This is a genomic window from Streptomyces clavifer (assembly GCF_036345975.1).
GTDB lineage: Bacteria > Actinomycetota > Actinomycetes > Streptomycetales > Streptomycetaceae > Streptomyces > Streptomyces clavifer.
In genome coordinates, this window is sequence record NZ_CP107793.1 from 7,289,766 (window position 1) to 7,312,286 (window position 22,521).

19 protein-coding genes and 2 pseudogenes are annotated in these 22,521 nt (G+C 70.1%); 6 read left to right on the top strand and 15 right to left on the bottom strand.

Features of this window, described 5'->3' with window-relative positions:
- Positions 1 to 107: 107 nt before the first annotated feature.
- The 6 genes from OG927_RS31500 to OG927_RS31525 form a co-directional block, all read right to left on the bottom strand.
- Positions 108 to 836, bottom strand: a complete 729-nt coding sequence (locus OG927_RS31500; RefSeq protein WP_056788368.1) for a glycosyltransferase — start codon at positions 834 to 836, stop codon at positions 108 to 110.
- Positions 833 to 1,450, bottom strand: coding sequence for an SAM-dependent methyltransferase (locus tag OG927_RS31505; RefSeq protein ID WP_319102067.1), 618 nt, complete (start codon positions 1,448 to 1,450; stop codon positions 833 to 835). Before OG927_RS31505 ends, OG927_RS31500 begins: the two co-directional genes overlap by 4 nt.
- Positions 1,447 to 2,217: a PIG-L deacetylase family protein gene (locus tag OG927_RS31510; RefSeq protein WP_330321184.1), complete on the bottom strand. Its 771-nt coding sequence runs from the start codon at positions 2,215 to 2,217 to the stop codon at positions 1,447 to 1,449. The genes OG927_RS31505 and OG927_RS31510 overlap by 4 nt, the downstream gene beginning before the upstream one ends.
- Entirely contained in the window at positions 2,214 to 3,260 is a 1,047-nt protein-coding gene (locus tag OG927_RS31515) for an acyl-CoA/acyl-ACP dehydrogenase (protein ID WP_209471674.1), read from the bottom strand. Before OG927_RS31515 ends, OG927_RS31510 begins: the two co-directional genes overlap by 4 nt.
- A 438-nt stretch (positions 3,261 to 3,698) precedes the next feature.
- The gene (locus OG927_RS31520) at positions 3,699 to 5,867 is read right to left on the bottom strand and encodes a SpoIIE family protein phosphatase (protein WP_330321185.1); all 2,169 of its coding nucleotides are present in this window, start codon (positions 5,865 to 5,867) and stop codon (positions 3,699 to 3,701) included.
- 390 nt (positions 5,868 to 6,257) lie between these two features.
- Positions 6,258 to 7,463: a metallophosphoesterase gene (locus OG927_RS31525; RefSeq protein WP_330321186.1), complete on the bottom strand. Its 1,206-nt coding sequence runs from the start codon at positions 7,461 to 7,463 to the stop codon at positions 6,258 to 6,260.
- A 368-nt stretch (positions 7,464 to 7,831) separates the two neighbouring features.
- Between OG927_RS31525 and OG927_RS31530 the strand changes: the two genes are divergently transcribed.
- Positions 7,832 to 8,578 carry a hypothetical protein gene (locus tag OG927_RS31530; RefSeq protein ID WP_330321187.1) on the top strand — a complete coding sequence of 249 codons (747 nt, stop codon included), beginning with the start codon at positions 7,832 to 7,834 and terminating at the stop codon, positions 8,576 to 8,578.
- 148 nt (positions 8,579 to 8,726) lie between these two features.
- Here the strand turns inward: OG927_RS31530 and OG927_RS31535 are convergent, their stop codons facing one another.
- The 4 genes and pseudogenes from OG927_RS31535 to OG927_RS31550 all read right to left on the bottom strand — a co-directional run bounded on the left by OG927_RS31535 (position 8,727) and on the right by OG927_RS31550 (position 12,190).
- The gene (locus OG927_RS31535) at positions 8,727 to 9,377 is read right to left on the bottom strand and encodes a TetR/AcrR family transcriptional regulator (RefSeq protein WP_330321188.1); all 651 of its coding nucleotides are present in this window, start codon (positions 9,375 to 9,377) and stop codon (positions 8,727 to 8,729) included.
- A gap of 130 nt (positions 9,378 to 9,507) precedes the next feature.
- Positions 9,508 to 10,119, bottom strand: coding sequence for a TetR/AcrR family transcriptional regulator (locus OG927_RS31540; protein WP_209471670.1), 612 nt, complete (start codon positions 10,117 to 10,119; stop codon positions 9,508 to 9,510).
- A 60-nt stretch (positions 10,120 to 10,179) separates the two neighbouring features.
- Positions 10,180 to 10,443, bottom strand: a pseudogene (locus tag OG927_RS31545) (ATP-binding cassette domain-containing protein); the annotation flags it as partial.
- Between the two features lie 1,078 nt (positions 10,444 to 11,521).
- Positions 11,522 to 12,190, bottom strand: a complete 669-nt coding sequence (locus tag OG927_RS31550; RefSeq protein ID WP_330321189.1) for a hypothetical protein — start codon at positions 12,188 to 12,190, stop codon at positions 11,522 to 11,524.
- Positions 12,191 to 12,259: 69 nt separating this feature from the next.
- Here OG927_RS31550 and OG927_RS31555 point away from each other — a divergent pair, with 69 nt between their 5' ends.
- The 3 genes from OG927_RS31555 to OG927_RS31565 all read left to right on the top strand — a co-directional run bounded on the left by OG927_RS31555 (position 12,260) and on the right by OG927_RS31565 (position 16,178).
- Positions 12,260 to 13,342, top strand: coding sequence for a hypothetical protein (locus tag OG927_RS31555; RefSeq protein ID WP_330321190.1), 1,083 nt, complete (start codon positions 12,260 to 12,262; stop codon positions 13,340 to 13,342).
- 482 nt (positions 13,343 to 13,824) lie between these two features.
- Positions 13,825 to 14,349, top strand: coding sequence for a hypothetical protein (locus tag OG927_RS31560; protein ID WP_245377943.1), 525 nt, complete (start codon positions 13,825 to 13,827; stop codon positions 14,347 to 14,349).
- A gap of 1,133 nt (positions 14,350 to 15,482) precedes the next feature.
- Positions 15,483 to 16,178 (top strand): hypothetical protein, encoded by a 696-nt coding sequence (locus OG927_RS31565; RefSeq protein ID WP_209471666.1) that lies wholly within the window; start codon positions 15,483 to 15,485, stop codon positions 16,176 to 16,178.
- A 499-nt stretch (positions 16,179 to 16,677) separates the two neighbouring features.
- Here OG927_RS31565 and OG927_RS31570 read toward each other — a convergent pair whose 3' ends face one another.
- Together OG927_RS31570 and OG927_RS31575 are read right to left on the bottom strand one after the other, a co-directional pair.
- Positions 16,678 to 17,817: an FUSC family protein gene (locus tag OG927_RS31570; RefSeq protein ID WP_330321191.1), complete on the bottom strand. Its 1,140-nt coding sequence runs from the start codon at positions 17,815 to 17,817 to the stop codon at positions 16,678 to 16,680.
- Between the two features lie 227 nt (positions 17,818 to 18,044).
- Entirely contained in the window at positions 18,045 to 18,395 is a 351-nt protein-coding gene (locus OG927_RS31575; RefSeq protein ID WP_056789078.1) for a hypothetical protein, read from the bottom strand.
- A gap of 390 nt (positions 18,396 to 18,785) precedes the next feature.
- On the opposite strand from OG927_RS31575, the pseudogene OG927_RS31580 reads away from it, so the two are divergent.
- Both OG927_RS31580 and OG927_RS31585 read left to right on the top strand, forming a co-directional pair.
- Positions 18,786 to 18,914 (top strand): annotated as a pseudogene (locus OG927_RS31580) (IS630 family transposase); the annotation flags it as partial.
- Positions 18,915 to 19,059: 145 nt separating this feature from the next.
- The gene (locus OG927_RS31585) at positions 19,060 to 19,665 is read left to right on the top strand and encodes an HD domain-containing protein (RefSeq protein WP_330321192.1); all 606 of its coding nucleotides are present in this window, start codon (positions 19,060 to 19,062) and stop codon (positions 19,663 to 19,665) included.
- A 256-nt stretch (positions 19,666 to 19,921) separates the two neighbouring features.
- On the opposite strand, the gene OG927_RS31590 is transcribed toward OG927_RS31585, so the two are convergent.
- The 3 genes from OG927_RS31590 to OG927_RS31600 all read right to left on the bottom strand — a co-directional run bounded on the left by OG927_RS31590 (position 19,922) and on the right by OG927_RS31600 (position 22,513).
- A complete protein-coding gene (locus OG927_RS31590) occupies positions 19,922 to 21,091 on the bottom strand; it encodes an oxygenase MpaB family protein (protein WP_319106996.1) in 1,170 nt (389 codons plus the stop codon).
- A gap of 98 nt (positions 21,092 to 21,189) precedes the next feature.
- Positions 21,190 to 22,245: a polyprenyl synthetase family protein gene (locus tag OG927_RS31595; protein ID WP_124280251.1), complete on the bottom strand. Its 1,056-nt coding sequence runs from the start codon at positions 22,243 to 22,245 to the stop codon at positions 21,190 to 21,192.
- Complete coding sequence (locus OG927_RS31600) at positions 22,235 to 22,513, bottom strand: polyprenyl synthetase (protein ID WP_124280250.1); 279 nt, start codon at positions 22,511 to 22,513, stop codon at positions 22,235 to 22,237. The genes OG927_RS31595 and OG927_RS31600 overlap by 11 nt, the downstream gene beginning before the upstream one ends.
- Positions 22,514 to 22,521 lie beyond the last annotated feature (8 nt).

Genomic DNA, 22,521 nt, shown 5'->3' on the forward strand with positions numbered 1-22,521 from the left:
CCACGGCGTCCGCCAAGCGGAAGCCGAGCCGGACGAGGGCTCTGTGTCAGTGGGCGCGCGTCGCCCGATCCCGGGGCGTCGACGTCCTCCGCCCCGGTCCGGCGGCGTCAGTCGAGCGTCCGTACCCGCTCCGCCAGCCGCCCGAGGTGGTCGCCGTACCCGTCCCGGGCGCGCGCACTCAGGCGTGCGGACGTGAGGACGGGAAACCGTCGCGTGCGCAGCACGCGGTGCCCGGTCGTGCGGAGGGCGGCGACCAGAGCGCGGTCCTCCCCGGTCGCCAGTGCGGGATACCCGCCGCAGCGCAGGTAGGCGTCCGCCCGCACGCCGAGGTTGGCCCCGTGGACATGCGGGTGGTCGTCGGGTCGGCCGCTGCAGCGGCCGACGGAGTCGTACTCCCGTATGTGGTCGCGGATCACCTCGGTGAGCCCGGGGTGCCAGCCCTGCGGCCTGACCGTACCCACGACCGCGTCCCACCCCTCTTCGGCGCGTGCTCGCTGATGAGCCAGCCAGCGCGAGGGGACTTCGCTGTCGGCATCGGTGGATGCGATCCACACGGTGGCCGGGTCCAGGCCGAGCGTGCGAAGCGCCAGCGAAGTGCCTACGGCTCTGGCCCTCCCGGGGTTGCGGGATCGCAGCGGGGCGATCAGGGCGCCCCCCTGCGCGGCGACCGACCGGGTGGCGTCGGTGCAGGCGTCCGCGGCGACCACCACGATCAGCTCGGTGGAGACCATGGCGGGATGCCGGGCGGACCGGGCCACGGCCTCGAGCGCGACGGGCAGGAGAGCCTGTTCGTTGTGTGCGGGAATCACCACGGCCACGGCGGCGATGCCCGTCACACCAGCCCCTCGTGGCCGGCGGGGGAGAGGGGCGGGGACTCGCCGGGCGAGAGCCGGCTGAAGGTCTGCAGAACGAAGTCCTCTTCCCTGTGGTCGGACCGGAGCAGCAGGTCGCGCTCATGAGCGAGCCGATCGGCCAATTGGGCACCTGTGTGCAGATGCTCGGGAACAGGGTGGTTCCAGTGGACCGTGACCAGCGTTCCGCCGGGTTCGAGCGAGCCGATCGCACGTGACAGCAGTTCGCTCAGCTGACCTTCGTCGAAGTAGTAGAGCAGTTCCGAGAGCACGACGAGGTCGAAGCGGCCCTCGGGCCACTCCTGTGGCACGGTGAGCCGCTCGACCTCGACGTGGGGGAGATGGGAGGTGCGCTCGCGGGTGGTCCCGACCGCGGACGCGACCCGGTCCGCAGCGAGGAGCCGTTCACACCGGGGAGCGAGGAGCTGGGTCAACTGCCCTACGGAGCAAGCTGGTTCGAAGGCCCGGCGGAACGTGGGCCTGGGCAGCGAGGCGACGGTCAACGCGTACTTGCGCTGTTCGTACCAGCGCTCCCGGAGCCCCCAGGGATCCGGCTTCCCCTTGTACATCTCTTCGAAGTATCCGGCCGGAGTGCTCACTGGAAGACCACCTCCACAGGGCGCAGATGGTGGGCGAGCTCCTCGGGCGGGAGGACTGCGGCCTCGTGCTCCCCGGGCCCCAGCGGCAGGATCTGCGAGACGAAGGCATCGACGGCGTGCCGCTTGCGCTGCTGGATCTCGGCGGGCAGGGAGAGGCACCTGGCCCGCTCCCACGGCACGCGGGAGTCACCTGGGTGTGCCCAGTGCCACATCCACACCGGGTACTCGGCAAAGGGTGCGTCGACTTCCGCGGCCGCGGCACGGGCCGCACGACCGGCCGCCTCATGATCACTGTGCACGTCGCCGGTCCAGGGCGCTGCGACGAGGGCCGCGCCGGAACACAGTGGGACGAGGGCTCGCCGGACCTCGTCCTCGTGCCGGTCCACTCCGGAATCGGGGACGTGCAGCCGTACGATCTCGGCGCTGCCGGCCCCGAGCCGTTCCAGGGCGGTCCGTGTCTCCGCCGCCCGTTTGTCGGCCAGTTCCCGAGGGAGCAGGATCCTGCTGTCCGGGTGGGACGCTTCCCCGTCGGTGACGGTCACGACGGTGATGCCGCGCCCGGCGGCGGCAAGCCGGGCGAGCGTGCCACCGAGACCCAGAACCTCGTCGTCGGGGTGGGCGGCCACCACGACGACCCTTCCCCCGGGCGGCAGGGGGAACTCGCGAAGATGTTTCCAGCCCGTCCACGCCCGCCAGACGCTCTCGTCGGTACCGGGGGCCTGGATGGCATCCGCGTAGCCTGCCGCGCCGTCGGTACGTGTGGTCATCCTTCTTCCTTGCCGCTGACGAGGGCGCCGAGCTCCGCGAGGCTGCGCTCGGCGTGGTGCTGACGGGTGTACACCGTGAGGTCGGCGACGTTGCGCGCGTGCCGCTGGTCGCGACAGAGCGGGCCCGCTCCGGTGGAGCGGCCGACGTGTCCGAGGGTCCGGTCGCAGACGGCCTCCACCAGGCCCCGCACCCGCAGGCTGTGCAGGCGTGCCTCACCCTTGCGGTCCATGGGGTCGGCGTCGATCGCCGCTGCGGCAGCCGACAGCAGCAGGCCGGCCGCGCGCAGATCGATGTCGACGGCGCCCAGGTGGGCCTCGGCGTGGGGACCCGCGCCGCGGGCGACCGCCGCGCGAAGGGGGCGGGCGACGGCATGGGCCCCGCCCAGCCAGCAGGCCGCCACCCCGATGCCTCCGTGCTGGAACCCGGGCCGGTTCACGTACCCCTCGATGTCACCGACCGGATCCGCCGGGGCAGAGCGGAAACGTACATCCGGTGTGTCCGAGCCGGCCATGCCGAGCGCCTGCCAGGTGCCCTCGACCGGTTCGGACGTGTCCGAGGCGAGGGCGACGGCGAACAGGCGCCGGCCTTCCTCCGTGCGGGCGGTGACCAGCGCGTGCGTGCAACTGTGCGCTCCGGAGCAGTACTGCTTGAGCCCGCTCACGCTCCACCGGCCGGCGGGGTCCCGTGCCGCGGACAGGCCCTCGCCAGGGGGCTCGGCCGCCCACACTCCCCAGCGTTGGCCAGGTACCGGCGCCGGTCCGTCCAGTTCCGCGAGGACGGCCAGGGCGTCGACGTGGCCCTCGACCAGGCGGGCGAGGCACAGGTCCTCCTCGGCCACTGCCTGAAGGGCGGCGAAACGCTCGGCGGTCGCCCCGCTCCCCGGCAGGGGGAAGCGCGATTCACCCGCGTCGATGGCTGCGACGGCCGCGGAGAAGCGTGCCGAGACCTCGGCGCGCCACGTACGCGCGTCGAAGTCATCGGCTCCACCGGGCGGGCGCGAAGCCTGGAGTACGGCGGTTTCCCGCGCAGCGTCCTGAGTCATTCACGTGTCCTTCATCTGTGCTGCCGCGCTGTCCCCCACCGGCTGCCCCCGCAACGGTCCGGGTAACGTGCGGCCGCGGCCCGGTCCCGTGCGGCGACACCGGCACTCCACGCCGCGTCCCCCGTGGTCCGGGGCCACGTCCCTTCCACCACTGGGAAGCGCTCGCGGCGCCCGGATGCCGGGACTCTGCCGTGCCGTGGGCATCGCCCCGTCGGGGTCCCGGGAGCGCCCTCCACCACGTCGGCCGAGGTGTCTGCCGTGCGGGCCATAGCCTCACGATCTCCCCTCCACGCTTCGGCAGCACGCGGAGACGTCCAGACGAGGCCACTTCCGGGAGCCTCGTCGACGCGCGGCTCACCATTCGTGGACGCGGTCGACCGGGAGGTCGCTTCCGCGGACCGACGACGACGTCCCGGTGACCGACGGACGGGGCCGAGGTCAGAGCGGCTCCGTCTGGTCCGAGCCGGGCAGCGGCTGTTCGGCCCAGATGGTTTTGCCGGTGCCGGTGTAGCGGGTTCCCCAGCGCTCGGTGAGGCCGGCGACGAGGAGGAGCCCCCGTCCCCCCTCGTCGAAGATCCGGGCGCGACGCAGATGGGGAGCGGTGCTGCTGCTGTCGGAGACCTCGCAGATGAGCGCGTGGTCCCGGATGAGGCGGAGCCGGACCGGATCGCCACCGCCGTAGCGGATGGCGTTGGTGACCAGTTCGCTGACGACCAGCTCCGTGGTGAACACGAGGTCGTCCAGACCCCATGCCATCAGTTGCGCGGAGGCGCCTTTGCGGGCGGTGGAGACGACAGCCGGATCGGCAGCGAGGTCCCACGAGGCGTAATGGCCTGCATCCAGGCGGCGGGTACGGGCGAGTAGCAGAGCGACGTCGTCGTTCGGCTGCTCGGGAACCAGCGCGTCCATGACTGTGTCGCAGGCCTCGTCGAGGGAGTGTGCGGGGCGGCCGAGCAGGTCGCGCAGCTCGGCGAGGACGGTGTCCACGTCCCTGTCCACGTTCGCGATCAGCCCGTCCGTGTAGAGGGCCAGTCGACTGCCCTCGGGAAGCTCGAACTCGGCTGCTTCGAAGGCCAGGCCACCCACGCCGAGCGGCGGCCCGCAGGGCAGTTCCAGTTGCTCGACGGTGCCGTCGGGGCGGACCAGCATCGGCTCCGGGTGGCCCGCCCTCGCCATCGTGCAGCATCCGCCCGTCGGGTCGTACACGGCGTAGAGGCAGGTCGCACCGGCGACCGTCGCGCCTTCGGCGCTGTCCGCCGGCTCTTCACGGTCGAGCGTCAGCACCAGCTCGTCGAGCTGGGTGAGCAGTTCCTCGGGAGTGAGGTCGACGTCGGCGAGGGTCCGTACCGCGGTGCGGAGCCTGCCCATGGTCGCCGAGGCGTGGAGGCCGTGACCGACGACGTCGCCGACGACCAGGGCGACCCGGGCGCCGGACAGCGGGATGACGTCGAACCAGTCTCCCCCGATCCCGGCGCCGTTGGTGTTCGGGAGGTAGCGCGACGTGACCTCGACGGCACTCTGGCGGGCTGCGCGACGGGGGAGGAGGCTGCGCTGCAGGGCGAGTGCTGTGGCCCGTTCGCGGGTGTAGCGCCGGGCGTTGTCCACACACACGGCCGCCCGCGACACGAGCTCCGCGGCCAGCTGCAGATCCGTGCTGCCGAACCCTGCGGGGGTGCGGTGCCGGGCGAACACCGTGATGCCGAGGGTGATGCCACGTGCCCGTAGCGGAACAACCAGGACGGAATGGACCTTGTTGACCCGCATGCGCCGCCCGCGCGCCGGTTTCTCCGTCGTCCAGCGCAGCAGAGCCTCTTCGTCGACTGTGTGACGCGACGGCTCTCCGTCGATCAGGGCGCGGCCCACCACGGAGTCCCAGTCGTAGTCGTGGGTCCTACCGAGCGGGACGACCGATTCAGGACACCCTTCGAGCACCGACCGCTGGGCCACCCGGTGGAAGGAGAGCTTGTCCCGGTGCAGCACGGAGCGTGCCTCGTCGCCCGCCAGCACCTCCGCGAGGAGATCGACGGTCACGAAGTCGGCAAAGCCCTCGATGCCGAGTGCCGCCAACTCCTCGGCGGTACGGCCCACATCGAGCGTGCTGCCGATGCGCTTGCTCGCCTTGTCGAGCATGCCCAGGCGCTGGCGCGCCCAGAACTGGTCCGTCGTGTCGAGTGTCACGACGGACACACCCTGGACCTCGCCCGCGGCGTTCCGTACGGGCGACATCGCCGCCTGCCAGACGTGCTCGCTTCCCGCCATCATGAGATGCGTCTCGTAGGGCTCTCCCTCGCCTGTCCTCAAGACGCGGGCAATGGCTTCCGCCAGCCCCTCGCCGCCCTCCAGGAACAGTCCCGGCTCGATCTCGCCGGGCCGCAGCCCCAGAATCGACGCCTCGGGTCTGCCGACGGAGCCGGCCGCCGCGGCGTTGGCCATGGCGAGCAGCTGGTCCCTGCCGAAGTAGGCCACCGGTACCGGCAGCTGGTCCAGGATCCAGCCGCGCACTTCGTCGGACGGTACCCCGGTCGTTCGGCTGCCCTCCGCAGCAGCCGGTGTGGGCTCTCCGCCGTCCGCAGGCGGACCTTCACGGTCCATCTCGTCCTTGCTCATGGACCCATCACTCGTCCTCCCCGCCTGGGCAGGTCGTTACCGAAGCGCACACAGGTGACCTCTGTTCAAGAATGCCCCTGAGTGTCCAGGCTCTCAACCGCCCCTCTCCCCGGCACGGCCGTTTGGCTCAGCCCGCGGCCGTACGGCATCCCCCTCAGCACACCGTGCACGACCGGGCGGCGACGCCCTGCGGCGGCAGCCGGTGGCACGGCGGGACGTGTCACGTCTTCGGGACGGGCGGGAGCCGGCCGTCGGCCGGGCTCGTCGGCGTGACGGTCGTGGCGGGCACACCGTCTCCCCGGACGGGAAGCCGGGTCCTCTGCGCCCCGCTCCCGCCCGGGCATACCCCACGGACCCGTCGACTCGAGGCGGGCCCTACGGCGAGGTGTACTACTGCGGAGAGCGGAGTACGAGCAGGGTGATCTCGCTGGGGGCGAAGACACGGAAGGGCGGGCCCCAGAAGCCGGTGCCGCGGCTGGTGTAGAGGAGGGTGCGGGCGCCGTGACGGCTCAGACCGGCGACGGCTGGCTGGTCGAGGCGGACCAAGTAGTGGAAGGGCCAGATCTGGCCACCGTGGGTGTGGCCGGAGAGCTGCAGGTCGACGCCGTGGGCTGCCGCACGGTCGATGAACTTCGGCTGATGGGCGAGGAGGAGGACGGGGAGGTCGGCGTCGGCGCCGTGAAGGGCTCCGGCGAGGTGGGCGCGGTGGCCCGCCAGCCCGGAGGACTCGGCGGTGACGTCATCGACGCCGGCGACCACGAGGGCGTCACCGCCGCGTTCGAGCAGGAGATGGCGATTGCGCAGCGGCTCCCAGCCCAGCTCGTCCATCAGGTCGACCCAGCCCTGGGCCTCGCTGTAGTACTCGTGGTTGCCGGTGACGTAGACACGGGCCCGAGTCGCCTGCACGGTGCCCAGCGGGGCGGCCTGGGCGCGACGGCGTTCGGCCGTGCCGTCCGCGATGTCGCCGGTGTGGCAGACCAGGTCGGCTTCCAGTGTGTTCACCGTCTCGCAGACCCGGGCCGACCAGCGGGCGCGGTCGAGCGGACCGTAGTGGGTGTCGGTGATCAGGACGACTCGGGTGCCGTCCAACCCGGCTCCCAGACGCGGGAGCCGCACGTCCAGCCGGCGTACGCGTGGCACGCGCCTTGCCTCGGCGTACCCCCAGACGAGCAGCACCGCGGCTACGCCGAGGACGGCCCAGGTGACGATGCGGGCCCGGTCCTGACCGTCACCGACGCCGGTCACGGTCAGGGTGAGCCGCAGCAGGACGCCGAGCAGGACGGACCAGGTGAACAGGACCCAGATGCCGCCCAGCAGCGTGTCACCGATGATCGCCGCCCGGTCCTGCTGGCGCCGACCATGGCCGCGCGTCATCGCGAGCGGCATACCGATCAGGCCGAGGACGAACAGTGCGGTGCCGATCAGGGCGACGGGAAGCGGCCAGTGCTGGCCGGTGTGCAGCAGAACCCAGCACGGCACGGCCCACAGCAGCACGGGGGCGATCAGTGGGACGTAGCGCATCAGGAGCTGCAGTCGGCTCCGTGGAGCCCCTTGCGCTTCACCGGCGGCGGATCGGGTGTTGCTTGTCTCGGTCACGCTTCCCCTCCCGAGGTGCTGCCCGGCGGATCGTGCCCGTATCGGAGCCGAGCGGTGGCCACGGCACAGTCCTCGTACCAGTCGTTCGACCGTCGGCCCGGCACGATCCGCCGATTATGCCCTGATTGTGTTCCGGCCTCAGCTGCCGGAGCCCTTCGGAGAGTTCATTGTCCGCCGTCGCGGAATCCGGCCGACCTCCAGGGTTCGGTGAGTCCGTTCCGGGCGGCCTGCGGGCTCGCGGCCGTGTCACGTCCGGGCACGGCGACCCGATGGATGACGACCTCGTCCGGCGAAGCCGACCCACGACGAGACCTCCAGCGGGTCGAGGAGCACATGTCCCGACGGTGAGGCCTTGCGAGCATCGGCGGGTGACCGACGACAACGAGGAGCTGTGCGCCGCCGACCTGATCGGGAGGCGACTGCTGAAGGTGACCACGGCCCGGCTCCACTACGCCGACGACGAGCCGTCCCTGGTGCATCTGTGGCTTCATCTGGACGGGCTGGGACCGGTTCTGTTCCACACGCCGTCGACCGGTCTGAGGCTGCTCCTCGATGAGCCGCACGGACCGTATGCGGTGGAGGGGCACGGCAGCGTCAGTGTGGTCGACGATTCGCCGGATGGTCCGGTGACCGGATTCCTCGGTCAGCCGGTCCGTTCGGTGCGGGAGATCGACTACAATGACGGCCACGTCGGCTTCACAGCCGGCCTCACGCTCCAGTTCCCCGGCGGCAGCATCCGCCTGCTCGGGCTCGTGGACGAACTCCTCGTCGCCCGCGCCCAGGACCTGGGCGCCGTCGAGGCCCACCTGCACGAGGACGTGACCATCGCGCGGGTGGTGCAGACCTGTGGTGGCTTCCCCTCGCAGTGGGATGCCTGGACCACCAGGGGCCGGTACCTGTACCTGCGGTACCGGCACGGTGAGGGGACCGTCGAGCAGCATCCGAGCGAGGACGTCGGCACCTGGGACGGCGGGGCGTCGAGGCTCTGGACCAGCTGGGACGACGGAACCGGCGGAGGTGTGATCGAACTCGCCGACTTTCTCGCCATGGCGGGACTGCGGCCGGCCCCGGACGCCGAAGTCCGCACCGCACCGCTGACCGGCCGGAAGGCCTGAGGGCGGCGAGGGGCGCACGCCCCGGTGCGCCTCGAAGCCGGACCTCCGCCACGGACCCTCGCCGCTGAGTCGCGCCCGAACAGCAAGCGGCGCATCGTCAGCGGCCTCTGGACTGTCAACCGTCCAGGTCTTCCGGCAGTGTTTCGACTCAGGCCGGGGTGTCCCGGCGTCGGTCGGGAGTGAGGAGGTAGGCGATCGCCATGTCGCTGAGCTCGTCGGCGTACCGGCGCACTGCCGCTTCGCCGGTGACGGGGTCGGGGCGCACGGAGTCGTGGAAGCAGGCGCCGAGGATGGCGCGGGCCGCGGTGTCCAGAGCCGTCTGCGGTGGGGAGCGCCGGATCTGGTCGGTGTACGGGGCTGCCGCTTCGAGCAGGAGGCGATGGATCTCCGTGATGGTGCGTGCCCCGCGGTCCAGTGATCTGGCCCCCCGCGCGCGCAACAACTCGGGGAAGAGGCGGCTGCTGTCGGCGAACGACTCCATCAGGGCGTGCGCGTAGGCGTCCATGACGCCGGACAGTGACGCCTCGGCCATGCGTAGCCGCTCGGCCACGTACTCCTCGCGCTGCTCCAGCATCCGCTCGGACAGGGCGGTGATCAGATGTTCCTTGTCCTCGAAGCGGCGGTAGATCGTTCCGACCGAGACGCCGGCGCGTTCCGCGACCCCGGCGATCGTCATCTCCTCCAGGCCGGACGAGGAGGCGATCTCCTCGGCGGCCCGCAGCACGCGGGCCAGGGTCGCGGCGCTGCGTGCCTGCCGGGGTTCCCGGTACGACGCTGGGTGATCCGGCTTCTCGGTCATGTCCCGCATGGTAGCCGCGGCGGTCTCAGCTGGTCCCTTCGACAACAGGAACGTCGACCGACAGCGAGTAGGCACCGGTAAAGGCGTGCCGGGCCGCAGACGCCCGAGGCGCTCCGGCGGTACGGGGGCTTCAGGCCCCTTCCTCCGGTGCGCGGGCGGTGCTGCCGTCCGGGGTGAGGCAGCGGCGTACGAGTGCGAGGGTGCGCTGTGTGACCGTATCGAGGGGGGTGCCGTTCTCGACGGCGGCCAAGGCGGTGTGCAGCATTCCGGCGATCAGGTCGGCCGTGAGCGCCGGCTCAGGAGCGCCGAGCTCCCGGACGGCGGCGCGGAACGGTTCGACCTGATCCAGGTGGAGTTCCATCAGCCGCTGCTGGCAGGCCGGAGGAAGGCCGGCGTTCATGAGGGCGACGGCGGGCCGGTGTGCGCCTTCGGCGCCCAGGCGGAGGCTTTCCCTGAAGAACGCCTCGACGCGTTCCAGTGGGCCTTTCGCGGTGGCCATGGCGCGGGTGAGTGCCTCGTTGGAGCGCCTGAAGGCTTCCTCGGTGATGGTGGCCAGGAGGGCTGCCGAGGAGTCGAAGTACTGGTAGACGCTGGAACGGGCCAGGCCCGCGCGGGCGCCGACCGCCGCCGGTGTGACGGCGGCGGCGCCCTCGTTGACCAGGATGTCGATCGCCGCCCCGATGAGAGCCTCGCGTTGCTGGGCACGGTGCTCGGCGACGGTGGAGGCGTTGATCTTCGGCATGAGGGGCGGGCTCCTGGAGGGGGGACAGGCCCGGGAATGCGGCGCCGGTTGGCGGCCCCGTCAGGACAGGCGGCCGTCGACCATCTCGTACACCCGGTCGGCAGCCTCCATTATCGCCGTGTCGTGGGTAACCATGACCGTGGCCGTGCCGCGCTCATGGGTCTGCTCGGCGATCAGTCGCACCGCCTCGGCGGACCGTACCCGGTCCAGTGCCGAGGTTGGTTCGTCCACCAGCAGGACGCCGGGGGAGGTCATCAGGGCGCGGGCCAGGCCGGCGCGCTGACGCTCGCCGCCCGACAGCTGGTGCGGACGGGAGCCGGCGCGTGCCTGTCGAGCGCACGAACGGTGCGCTCGTCGGGCCTCTCCGCTCATCCGGACAGTTGGTGCCACGACCGGACCACCCGCACCAGGTCGCGGTAGTCACCAGGGCGGGCGTTTCCCGGGGCACCATCCAACTCTGGGACACCCTCGCCGGCCGACAGATCGGGGTCCTGTCCGGGGACGCGATCAGCCCCGTCTCGGGGGACTTCATGCAACACAGCCTCGTCTTCTCGGCCGACGGGCGCAGTCTGTTGGTGCAGAGTGCGGACGTCACCGTCCGCCGGTGGTCGGTGGACCAGCGGAAAACCACAGGGCACCCCATGGCCGTGGACCACCTGGACAACTTGGTCTCCCTGACCTCGGACGGCACAGCGATCACGGAATCCGCCGACGGCTACGACCTGTGGGCGACTGACACGGGCCGTCATATCGGCGCCTTACCCACCGTGCTCGACATCAGGCGGACAGCGGTCGTCTACGAAGACCGCTGTCCGCCTACGCCAAGGGCTGGAGGCAGTCCTACGATCTACTTCGCGCGAACTGGTTCCCCCACCTCTGCTCCTCGGCCGGGCAAGATTGCACCGAAGAGGAGCGCGAACGCTTCCTGCCCGCGGGTACCCCTCGGGTCCTCCGTGCGAGAACGCGAGCCCCTGGCGTGGGGCGCCGACCGCCAGCTGACTGGTCGCGACTGGAGGAACTGCGTGAGCAGGCCGCCGACTGGGCCGGGTGGTGAGCTTCGTGGTGCGAGTTTCCTACTGCTCCCCGCGCACGCGGGAATGGCCCCCGGATTCAGCCGCGCCTGACGACGTCTCGGAGCTGATCCCGCCTACGTGGGGATGGTTCCCCGTCCCCCGCTCGCAAGAGCGGACCCACGAGTAGACCGTCACGATGCTGACGCCCGTCAGCTCGGCAGCCTCTCGGTCGTCAGCCAGGTCTCGTCCTCTGCTGAAGCCCTCCCGAGCGCATACAAAAGGCCCCGTACCTCCAAAGGCGTCGGGGCCTGCACGTGGACGCAATTGTCCCGTTGTTCGAGAATATGCGTTGCACTAATGCAAAGCGTAAGTGCCTGTTCCGGCGGGCGTCATGACGTGATGGCGGCGAGTTCCTCGCCGGGCAGATCGACGGTCCGTGAGACGCCGAGTTCGGCCTTGATTACGTCGGCCTCGCTGTGCCTGTGGTCATCTAGTTCGTGGTACTCAGTCTCTTCTTCGATTTCGTGCAGTCGACGTGCGAGCTTGAGACGTCGTCTCTTCGTTCGCTCCATGCCGATCCGTGCCTCCAGATCGGCGACAACGGGGGTCGGGGGTCGACCACTCGAATAGGTCCCCATCGCCTCCTGTGCGTCCTGCAAGGCCATCCTGGTGAGGAACACGTAGTCGTCCCATGTGACATAGCCGGTGAAAGGCTGAATCAGTGCGATGGCCTCTCGGCACCGCGTCCTTCTGGCCTCCTCCGACATCGGCAGCACGTTGGCTCGTTTACGGGCCCGACTGAGGAGGACCCGCTGCTCGGCGTTCCAGGTGGCCATGTCCGCACCCGATACCGTCGTCTTCCCGAGGAGTGCGGCTTCCAGGTCACCCAAGATGAGGTACCCCTCCAGTGCAGCTGCTCTTGCGGCTGTGTCGCGCGCGATCTTGTCCGAGGACTTGGCCTGCATACGGGCGCCCAAGATGCTTGCAGCACCACCGATACCGGCACCAATAAGACCGGAGGCGAAGTTGCTCGTCAGGAGGTCGATCCAGTTGCTCATGCCATCATCATGCCGACGGATCAACCCGTCTGGGGTTGATCCCGCCAACTGCGCGAGCCGGCTCGCCGGTTGAGCGACGAGCAGAGGCAGCGCCTGGAGGACATGCGGGAGGAGCGGGAGCTGGCGGTGACGCGGGCCTGGAACCAGCGCCCGTACGGCGGCCACACCGACCAGGAGCTGACCCGGCTCCTCGCCACCGACCCCGTCGACGCCCGCCGGGAGGAGCGGGCCGCGGCCGCCGCCGACGAAGCCAAGGCCGCGCTGCTGCAGGAGATCGAGGACGCCGCCGCCGGCGGAAGCACCCTGGGCGGATCGAGGTCGCACCCATCTACGCGCTACTGGACCACGCCGAGCGAGGAGACCTCCTCGGACTGCCCGGCAACGCCGAACGCCGGCGTCGCCAGGGCCCGGTCGCGCAGCCTGGCGAGCTCGGTCAGATCTTGGGTGCCGCAGCGTCGGCCGAGCATGGGCTGCGGGCGGGCCGCGGGCGAGGTGTTCATCGCCTTCAGGTGCGCCGGGGTGGCGGCGATCGCCTTGCTGCGGCCGCGCGTCCGTACCGGGTCGAGCTTCATCGGCTTGAGCGCCTCGCGGGCCCGCCTTCGTGGCCTGCTTGAGGACTTCGATGCCGTGCCGGCGGGCGGTGACCGTGACGCCGGTGATGCGGCGGGCGATGGTGCTGGGCGCGGCCTTCGTCATCTGGTCGAGCCAGATGACGAAGGCGACCAGGGTGCCCTTGGTGACCGCGGTCAGCGGCAGCGTGTGGCCGGTCCGCCCGGCGAGCCGGCGGTGGAACTCGGCCCAGAGCTCCCAGTCGCGGGCAAGGAGGCGCGGGTCTTCTGCGGCCGGGCGTCCACCAGGTGCTCCACGGCACTCTGGTCGAGCGCGGCGAGCGCGGCGGCCGGTCGCGCTGTCGTACGTCGCGACGTCCCCGGCGGTCTTCGCCTCGTCGGTCGGCAGCAGCTCCGCCTCGACGACGTCGGTGTGCTGCGGTTCCGCGGTCATCCGGCGAGCCTCTCCGTGACCGGCGGGCATGACCGTATTACCGCCCCGGATATCGCATCTTGTCCAAGCCGGTTCACCGGTATCCTTTCCGGCCTGACCACCGCAGGGTCTTCGGATTGTCGAGCACAGGGATGGCATCGTCAGCGTTGAGCCCCTGCCCTGCGGGCGTACGGGCCGGTCGAGGGCTTCGCCCATCTTCCGCAGCGCCGCGCCTGCCGGCGGTGGGCGGGTGGTCACCGGCAGCGGATGCGGGAGATCCGACCAGTCACTGGCCCGATGACGCGCGCCCGTGGGCATGCTTCAGCCGCATGCGCGCCGCCGTCACCTCGCCGGCGCCCACGATCGCCCAGAACACATGGCGCCAATATGCGGCCTACGTAAACCAGTTGCGGACTGCAAAGGAGTGTTGCGTAGGGTGGCCGCACGATCATTGCATCTAGGGGGCGATCAGGATGGTCGAGCGTTGCGATAGCCATGCTCAGGCACGGGGTGGACATCGCGCTCGCGTAGCTGCCCCGCGCACGCGCTGAGCCATGAGCCGCCCCGGCTGCCTTTGCGCCTCGGGCCCGAGAGATCCCCGCGCACCGCACTGAGCGTGATGATCCTGCCGAACACGATTTCAAGGAGAGCTGATGAACATAGCGCGCGCCCTGACCGCTACCGCCGCGACGGCGGCGCTGGTCGCGGGGGCTACGGTCCTCGGCACCGGCACCGCGTCCGCTGCCAGCTACAAGTGCACGACTTCGAAGAAGTCGGTTGACCACCCCGGCAACACGGTCAACGACAACTTCAACTTCTCCGTCAAGACCTGCGCCAAGCGTGAAGGGGGCTACATCTACACCAAGGCGTACGTCTCAGTCGATGGCCCCTGGGGCTTCGCCGGCTCGTCCTCCGTCAACGACGCACGCGCGCTGATCCAGGTCAAGCGGAGCGTGTCCGGGACCGACCCCGTGTCCAAGTACGCATACGGAAATGGTCTGGGCAGCAAGCTGAACAACCTCGACGCCTACGGCAACACGAGCTACACGAGCCCGACCGTGAAGCACAAGGCCGCCGCCGGTAGCCGATACCTCGGCGACAGCGTCATGCAGATCGACTGGAGGAACGACGGCAAGGGGCGGATCAGCTACAACTTCTCCGCATCGCCGACTGTCTGACGCTCACGCGCGCTTGGTGTCCCGCTCTGAAGAAGTGGGGCACCAAGCGCCGGGCCCACACGGAGAGCGAGGTGCTGCCTTGACTGCACGCCTCCAACGCCTCACTCCTCCCACGCGCCACGGGCCACTTTGGCCATGACCTCCGTAGCGATGTCGAGGAGGGGGCGGAAGTTCCCGTGGGCGGCTTCCCACCACGCCCAGGTAAGCGGGTCGAGGATATGGCACGTGATAAGCGCGTCCCAGTCGGCCGCCGCCCGACACCGTTGCGTGTGGTGGTCCTCGTGCGGGAAGTGCCCCGTGCCCGGCGCACTCTCAACACGCTGTCCCGTGGGACAACGTCGCTGCTTTCGTCGAGCAGACGCAACGCGCGGTCCGTGTCGGTGAGGTTGGTCGTGCTGACCATGTCGATCAGGCTGACCATGCCGTCATCGGGCGTGGATCCCGGTTTGTAGCCCTGCTCCTCCATCAGCTCGGGAAGGCGTCTTGCCCGACGCTTGACGGAGAGGAATGCCCCTTCCAGGGCCTTCGCCGGCCTCGCGTCCGCAGCGACGGAGGTGGGGCGTCCGGTCAAGGCGATGGGCGCCACTGCCCGGGACGCGGCGAAGGCCTGCGCCCCGCACGCTCTGGCGGTCAGGGACACGATCGACGCGTTCCGCCAGTCCTCACCGTCGCCCACGAAATCCGTCGCCCGCCGCACAGACACCACCATCATCGCCGCAGTCCCTGAGCAGGTGCGTCCGCTGCTGACCCGGCTGCCGGGCTTGGGGCATCTGCGGACTGGGAGACAGAGGTGCCCCTCCCGGTCTCAGGGACGTTCACCACCCCCGCCCCGGGAGTCTGCGTGCGGACGCGGTGCTGACGGCGCCGGAGGACGGGGTGCCGGTGATGTCCGTGGAGGTCGACAACCACACCGAACCCGCCGCCGCCGTCGCCAGGAAGATCGAGAACTACCCGCCGCTTCTGGGCCCGCCTCTCGATGATCTTCCCGTCCTTGAGCGTGAACAGGTTGAGCATGGGAAAACGTACGTGCGCTCCGCGTGGGGGATGCCGTAGTGCTGGTGCACTCCTCGGTGTACTCTCAGAATGCGAATGCGAATGTGAATTCACATTCGCATCAAATTGGAGGTTCGACCATGACCGACGACCAGACTCTTACGCCCGTCACCGTGACGCTCGAGGCCGGCCCCACCGGCGCCGGGAGCATCGACGACCTCGAGCTCTTCTACGCCCGCCGTGCCCTGGACCGTTTCCGGACACTGCTGGGCCGCCAGGGGCTCCTCGACCTCCTGGCCGCGGACATCGAGGAAGGCAACGCCTTCCTGCGTGAAAGCGCCCGGACCTCCGACGGCAGCTTCAAGGCAGGCACCACCGTCCTCGCCACGCGAGGCCTCAGCTCGGGCACCTTCCTCGCCTGGATGGACGAGGCGTTCGCAGGCGACGAGAGCGCACTCCTCGCAGCACACCCCGAGCACTACGTGATGGGAACCGACGCCATCGGAGCGCGTGTGGTGGAGAACATCGGTCCCCACGTCGCCTCCTTCTACATGGGCGGCTGGGGAACGGACGCCCTGGGTTGGGCCGCGGACGCCGACGAACTGCTCCCGGAGTCGGAATTTCCGCGCAAGATGTCCTCCAACCTCTTCCTGGCCGACGGCACCGTCGTCGGACGGTCACTGATCCAGTTCGGCGACACCGCCGACGGCTTCACGGCCCACCTGACGGTCTACTTCCCGGTCACGTGCCCGGACGAGGTCCTCGACCACCACCTTCGGCACTACGCCGTCGAGTTCAGGAACTGGATCGAGGCCGCCGCGGCTGCCCGCGCCTGAATTGCCCACAGTGCGCGGGGCCGCCCCGGCCCGCCCGGTGGGCAACGCCGCGCCTGTTCTTCGACTGGCCGGAGCTGGACACCGTGCTTGCACGGACCCGGATTCGGCAGAGGCGGACAGGGGGTCGCGAGGGAAGTGTCCACGCTCGTCCTTTCGCCCGTGCTCAGTGCGGTGGACGGCGGGACGGGCGTGTGGCGTGGCGTCGGTCAGCGGCCCGGCCTCGCCAGGGCTCACGGCGCTCATCGCAGGGCCGGCGAAAGTGACAGCCGGGCGGCGATGCGTGAAGCGCGCGGTATCGGAAAGGCGCCGTCCGCTCCACCAGGACACTCCAGCGGGAAGGATCATCGCCGCTGGCCGACGGTGATCCTCTTCCGGGTGCGGACCGGTGTGCAGTGGCGGAAATCCGCCGGAATGATTCGGGCCGTGGGATGAGAGCCAGCCGGGGCCGTCGGGTGCAGGGGTGAGGTGCTGTGGCTTCCGGAGCAGGATGGGGGTGCTGTCAGGGCGGGCCCGGTTCCTCCGGGGCCAGCGCCACCAGTAGTTGACGGATCTCGATGAGCAGGCCGCAGCCGACGGCGGTCGCCGAATTGTCCGCCTGGCTGTGCAGCCGGCCGAGCAGCTGCTCGTAGCGCTCCCAAGCGGCGACCGCGGTCTTTCGAGGGGTGGTTCCGTGCTCCTCGAACCGGGCAAGGGCCTCGGCCCGGTCCGAGCACAGGCGTGCGAGGTCACCGGCCAGAGCCGCGTAGTCACGGGTGAAGCTCCGCGTCGGGGCGGAGAGGGCGTGGGACCGGGCCGCGATGCCGGACATGGTCCGGATGAGCGCCGTGAGGTGGTGCACGACGTTCTCCCACTGGTGGTCGGCCTGAGGCGGCGGATGCGGCACGAAGTGAGCGCGGCGCAGGCGTCGTGCCGGGTTCAGACGGGTACTCTCCGCGGACCGCCGCCGCGCAACCGCCACGGCCTCCACGGCGCTGCGGAGTCTGCGTGCCCGGTCCTCCCACGCCTCGGCTTCCGCCGCGCCCCATGGCTGCGTCAAACCGTCGGCGATCGCTCGCAGGAGACCGGAGCATTCGAGTGCCAGGGCGTGGAGGTTGGAGCGTACGTCGTGGAGGCGTAGGGGCGGCAGGACGAACGCGTTGACCGAGAGGCCGATGGCTGCTCCGATGAACGTCTCCAGGAGACGGTGGCCGATCTCTCCCGGCTGGTAGGAACCGTAGGCGATGACGAACAGGGCGGTGGTCGCACCGTAGATGCCGTGCGGGCCGAGCCGCTGATAGGCCGCTATCAGCGTCAGGGGAGGTAAGGAAATGGCCATGGCGTGCAACGTGCTGCCATTGGTGAGGTACATCGCCACGGAGGCCCAGACCGCGCCCAGGGAGATGATGGCGAGTTGCTGCACACCGGCGCGCAGCGATCTGTAGACGGTCGTGTCGACCAGGATCAGGGCGGTCCACGGAGCCATCAGGGCCATGGGGCTCTCGATCCAGAATGCTGCCAGTGCCCAGGCCAGCATGGCCGCGCCGGCTGCCTTGAGAGCCTGTACGGCAGTGGCGCGCTCGGGGCCGGAGTGCCGCAGGGCCCTGCTCGCACTCCGTCTCACCGCGTCGAGCTCGTATCCCGTGTGCCGCCATACAGTCATGACGAGTGTGCGCAATGCCGACCCTTCCCGCGTGTGGCAGCAGTCGTGTCCATCGGCCAGTCGCGCGCCCGCGCACCCGTTATGCGAACGAGGCAGGACAGGCGCGTGGCCCGGCGAACAGGGCGCCGGGCCACGAACTGGGTTGACGCGGGCCGACAGGGGGAGGCCGGCCGGGGGCGGGCCGCCGCTGCCCGTGGTGGCCGGGTGCCCTGAGGCCCGGTGCGGGTTCAGGCTGCAGCGGCGTATGCCGACTCGAGAGCGACATCGACACGGGGATGGACGACGAGCCTTGCACCTCGGGAGTCGGCATTGTCCTCCAGCAGCCGCCGCACGGGGGCGTCGTGGGTGGCGACCGAGAACAGCACGTTCAGATCGCTGCACTGGCGATGGGCACGCAGGACGGCGCTGGCGGTGGCAGGGCTCGCGGCACCGTCGTTGATGACGACGAGTACCGGTGACGGCTGGTACGCCTGTGTGAAGTCCATGATCCTGGTTGCCAGTTCGGCACGTCCGTTGATCCCCGGGTCCTCCCGCACGGTGAGGACGAGGACATCGTGTTCACGTCTGTGGGACAGCATCGCGACCTCCGCTTCCAGGCCCGGCAACGGGCTCGTGTGCACTGCGTCTGCCCCTCCCGCCTGTTCCCATGCAGGGCATTCCGTCCGCTCGGGTGGCCTCACGGGCGAGGCGTCGGCCGCTGCGTCAGACACCCGGTCGGCAGGACGCTCCGTACCAGGTGAGAGCAGGTCTGCGCTACGGCGGGACGATCTCCGCGGCCGGCTGACGGGACACCGGCTGACCGGCGCACCCGGCACACCGCCCGGGCGCGCGCCGACGCCGCTCGGGCCCGTCGAGTCCGGAACCCCGGGCCTCCAGGCTCCGGGCCGCGGGTGGCCTCGCGTGCAGCTCCTGCCGGGCTAGTGACCTGAGTCGGAGGTTTGTCGTTGGTCGGGTATGGGGCGTCCGGGGTCATCGTCGAAACCCTTGAGCAAAGGCCGAAAAACGCCACCCATCGGTCGACCAGATCGATGGCGGCCGCCACAGGGATGTCACAGTCGGCGATCTCCCGAATCTGGCGGGCGTTCGGACTCGCCCCCACACTGCTCGCAGACGTTCAAGGCAGTGCTGTGGCCGTGAACGTTCACCAGGGCAGGGGCAGGGGCAGGGGCAGGGGCAGGGGCGGGCGCTCGGCCTGGCTATGCTGCACCTCGGGAGTAGCGCTCGGCTGTGAGGGGTTGCGGAATGTTGGTCGACGTGGCCGGGGTGCGCGTACCCATAGGACGAGCGGCGGAGGCGGCGCGAACAGTCTGCGTGGAATACGCTGATGACGCGCTGTATCACCACTCTGTGCGGTCCTACTTCTTCGGTGCAGCCTGGGCGGAGGCTCGCGGCCTCGACTTCGACCGCGAACTGTTCTTCGTTGCAGCGATGCTGCACGACCTGGCTCTCACCCCGCCTTTTGACAGTCACACTCTCGCTTTTGAAGAAGCCGGTGGGCACTTGGCCCGCGTTTTCACAGCCGGTCTTGGCTGGCCGGTTGAGCGACGCGACAGAGTGGCTGACCTGATCGTGCTCCACATGCGAGACGACATCGCGCCGGAAGTGGACGTGGAGAGCCGGCTGTTGCAGGTGGGGACCAGCGCAGATGTGTCTGGAACGGGACTGGAGGCGTTCGGCATCTCCTTCACGGACACCCTTGTCAGTGCCTACCCCCGGCTGGGCTTCGCCCGTTCATTCGTGCGTCTGTTCCAGGACCAGGCGGAACGCAAACCGGGCTGTGCGGCCTCGGAACTGGCAGCAGGAGAGTGGGCGGAACGGACTCTCTCCCATCCGCTCGATCAGGGTTGAAGCCGGACAGGTGTAGGGCGCTGTCATTCGGCTCGGCGACGACACGGCCTCCCCAGCGGATGCCCTTTCTCGATTCGAATGCGGGCGCACTCCTTGCGTTGGGCTGCGAGGACGTCAGCTTGGCGGGCGTTGGTGTTACACCCGCGCGTCCCTGGCAAGCAGACGTTCCCCGCGTGGGCACAGCCCCGCTGAGGCGTTGGGGCGTTCCCGGGGCGGGCTGACGACGAAATCACCTGGCTAACCGTGCACAAGCTCGTTAGTGACCCGAGGAGACCGTTGCGGGCGGCGGCACCCATCGGCTGGTGCGGGGCGCCGTGTCGGTGATGCCGAAGTCCTTCCTGAGTTCCTCGGGGACGGCGTAGTGCATGACCCGCCCGCGGGTGAGGGAGGACAGCTCGAAGAGGGTGGTCAGGTGACCGATGCGGTCCAGTGCCCGGGCGGCGAGGGGTGATCGGTCCTCGATGGCCTCCATGACACCGAGAACATGCGGCATGGCTCCGACGACGGTGTCCCACGTGGTGCGCGGCACCTGGAGCCAGTCGGCACAGGTGTCGCCGACGAGGTAGCGGATGAGCGCGGAGACGACCGGGTCGAAGAAGGTTCCGGGTACGACCTCTTCGTAGAGGTCGATGAGCTGGCGGGTCAGGTGTGCGCCCTCCTCGGAAGGACCCATGTGCCGGAGCATGTACAGATCGAGGAACTGCCTGGCTTCGTCGAGCGACTTGGGTACGGCGTCCTGGTCGACCCCGAGCATCGCGCCGACCACACGCCAGGCGTAGTAGTACGCGTCCGCGCCCTCTGCCGACATGTGGATCCCGAGCCGGTGAAGGCTGTCCAGCACGACCAGGGAGAAGAACATCTGGCCGCCGATCAGGTCCTCCTGACAGATGGGCGTCCCGAGCGCATCGGTGTCCCAACGGTCCTCGCGCCGCAGGTGATGGCGGATGGAGGCGTGGAGGAGGCGCACCTTCTGGGCTGCGGGGATGAAGCGGCTGCCCGTCTCGAAGGCGTCCGGCTGCATCAGGTAGACGGTGAACTGCCCCGTCTCCGCCATTCGCTTGGACGGGTACGAGAGTCCGTGGGTGGCCGACAGCAGCTTCGCCACATGGGGGACGACGTAGCAGGCGGGCATGGAGGCGAAGGACAGGGCGGTGGAGATGTGTACGTTGTTGTCGATGAAGAACAGCCGGGCCTTCTCCATCTCCTCCCAGTCCACCCAGGCCGGCGGTGCACTGGTGGCAGACAGGTACTCCCGGGCGACATCGGGCAGTCCGTCGGGGAGTGGGGCGCCGGCGGTGGAGACGTAGCGCATCAGCGTGTTGAACTTCCCCACCTCGCCGCGCTCGAAGAGTGCGGCGACAGTGGCGTCCGCGAGCTCGTCCCCGGACCGGCGCAGGGCGTCCAACGACGTTTCGGTGTAGGTCATGGCAGTACTCCTTGGGTTGCTCCGAGTCGTCCACACGAGGGCGGAGGCAGCGGCAGCCGGGGGAGGGCCCGTTTCCGCCGAGCTCCCGCAGCGCGTGGTCAGGAGAGGCGGACGGTGACCGAACGTGCCAGAGCGGTCAGGGCGTGCGTGGCGGGTGCGGGCACATCCACCGCGTGCAGGGCATCGAGGGCCTCATCGACCCGTACGGTGATCATCTCCTCGATACGGTCGGGGGCGTGGAGCCGGCGCATCACCTCGCGCACCGTGTGCAGGCCGTCCTCACCCACGTCGCGGCGGCCCAGGATCGTGCGCAACTGCCTCCGCTCGCCCTCACCGGCAACACGCCAGGTTTCCGCCAGAAGGGCCGTGGGCCGGCGGCCGCGCAGATCGTCGGCGTTGGCCTTGCCGGTGGTTCCGGGGCTTCCGAACAGGCCGAGCAGATCGTCCCGCAGCTGGAACGCCTCACCCAACGGCAACCCGTACGCCGTATAGCCCTCGCGCAGCCGCTCCCCGGCCCCGGCCAGGGCGCCGCCGATCAACAGGGGCTGCTCGACGGTGTACTTGGCGGTCTTGTACCGGATCACCTTCAGGGAATCCGTAAGGTCCGGGTCCGCTCCGGTGCGCAGAATCTCCAGGCACTCACCCGCGACGAGTTCCCGGGTCAGCACCGACCACAGCGGGCGGGCCCGGGCGAGGTAGGCCGCCGGCAGACCGCTGGTGGCGAACAGCTGTCCGGCCAGACCCATCAGCAGGTCACCCACCAGCATCGCCAGCGACCTGGCGGCGCCGGCGGCACGCGGGCGGCGGCGAAGCGCACTCCGCAGGGCCACGTGCGCCGTCGGCCGGCCGTGCCTCAAGGGGCTGTCGTCGATGAGGTCGTCGTGCACCACCGCCGCGGCGTGCACCAGCTCCATCGACGCCGCCGCCCGCACCAACGCGTCGTTGTCCGGCTGGCCCACCGCGCGCCAGCCCCAGTAACAGAACGCCGCCCGCAGCCGCTTCCCGTCCGCGACGGCCGCCTCCAACTGCTCGGCCACCGGTCCCAGGGCTGCATCGATCTCGGTGAACCGGTCGGCCTCCTGGGCCACGAACCGGTGCAGTACGTCGTCGACGCGGGCCTTGAACGCGACGGGCTCCCACCGGTCACTCGCCACCGGCGGCCTTCCGGGCCAGTGATTCCCGGGCGAGGACCTCCAGATGGGCCGGGGGAGCGGTGGCGTAGCGGTCCAGGACCAGGCGTCCGCGCGCCAGCAGGTCGTGTTCGGCCCCGGCTGCCAGCTCCGCGGCGTCCGAACGCCGGAGCAATCCGCGCATCGTCCCCAGGGCCGAACCCACCGTGCTCACCGCCAGGTCCGCCAGCCCGGCCAGCAGGAGCACCACCTGCGCCTCCGGGCCCCCACCGTCTCTCGCATCCTGCGTCATGCCGTCTC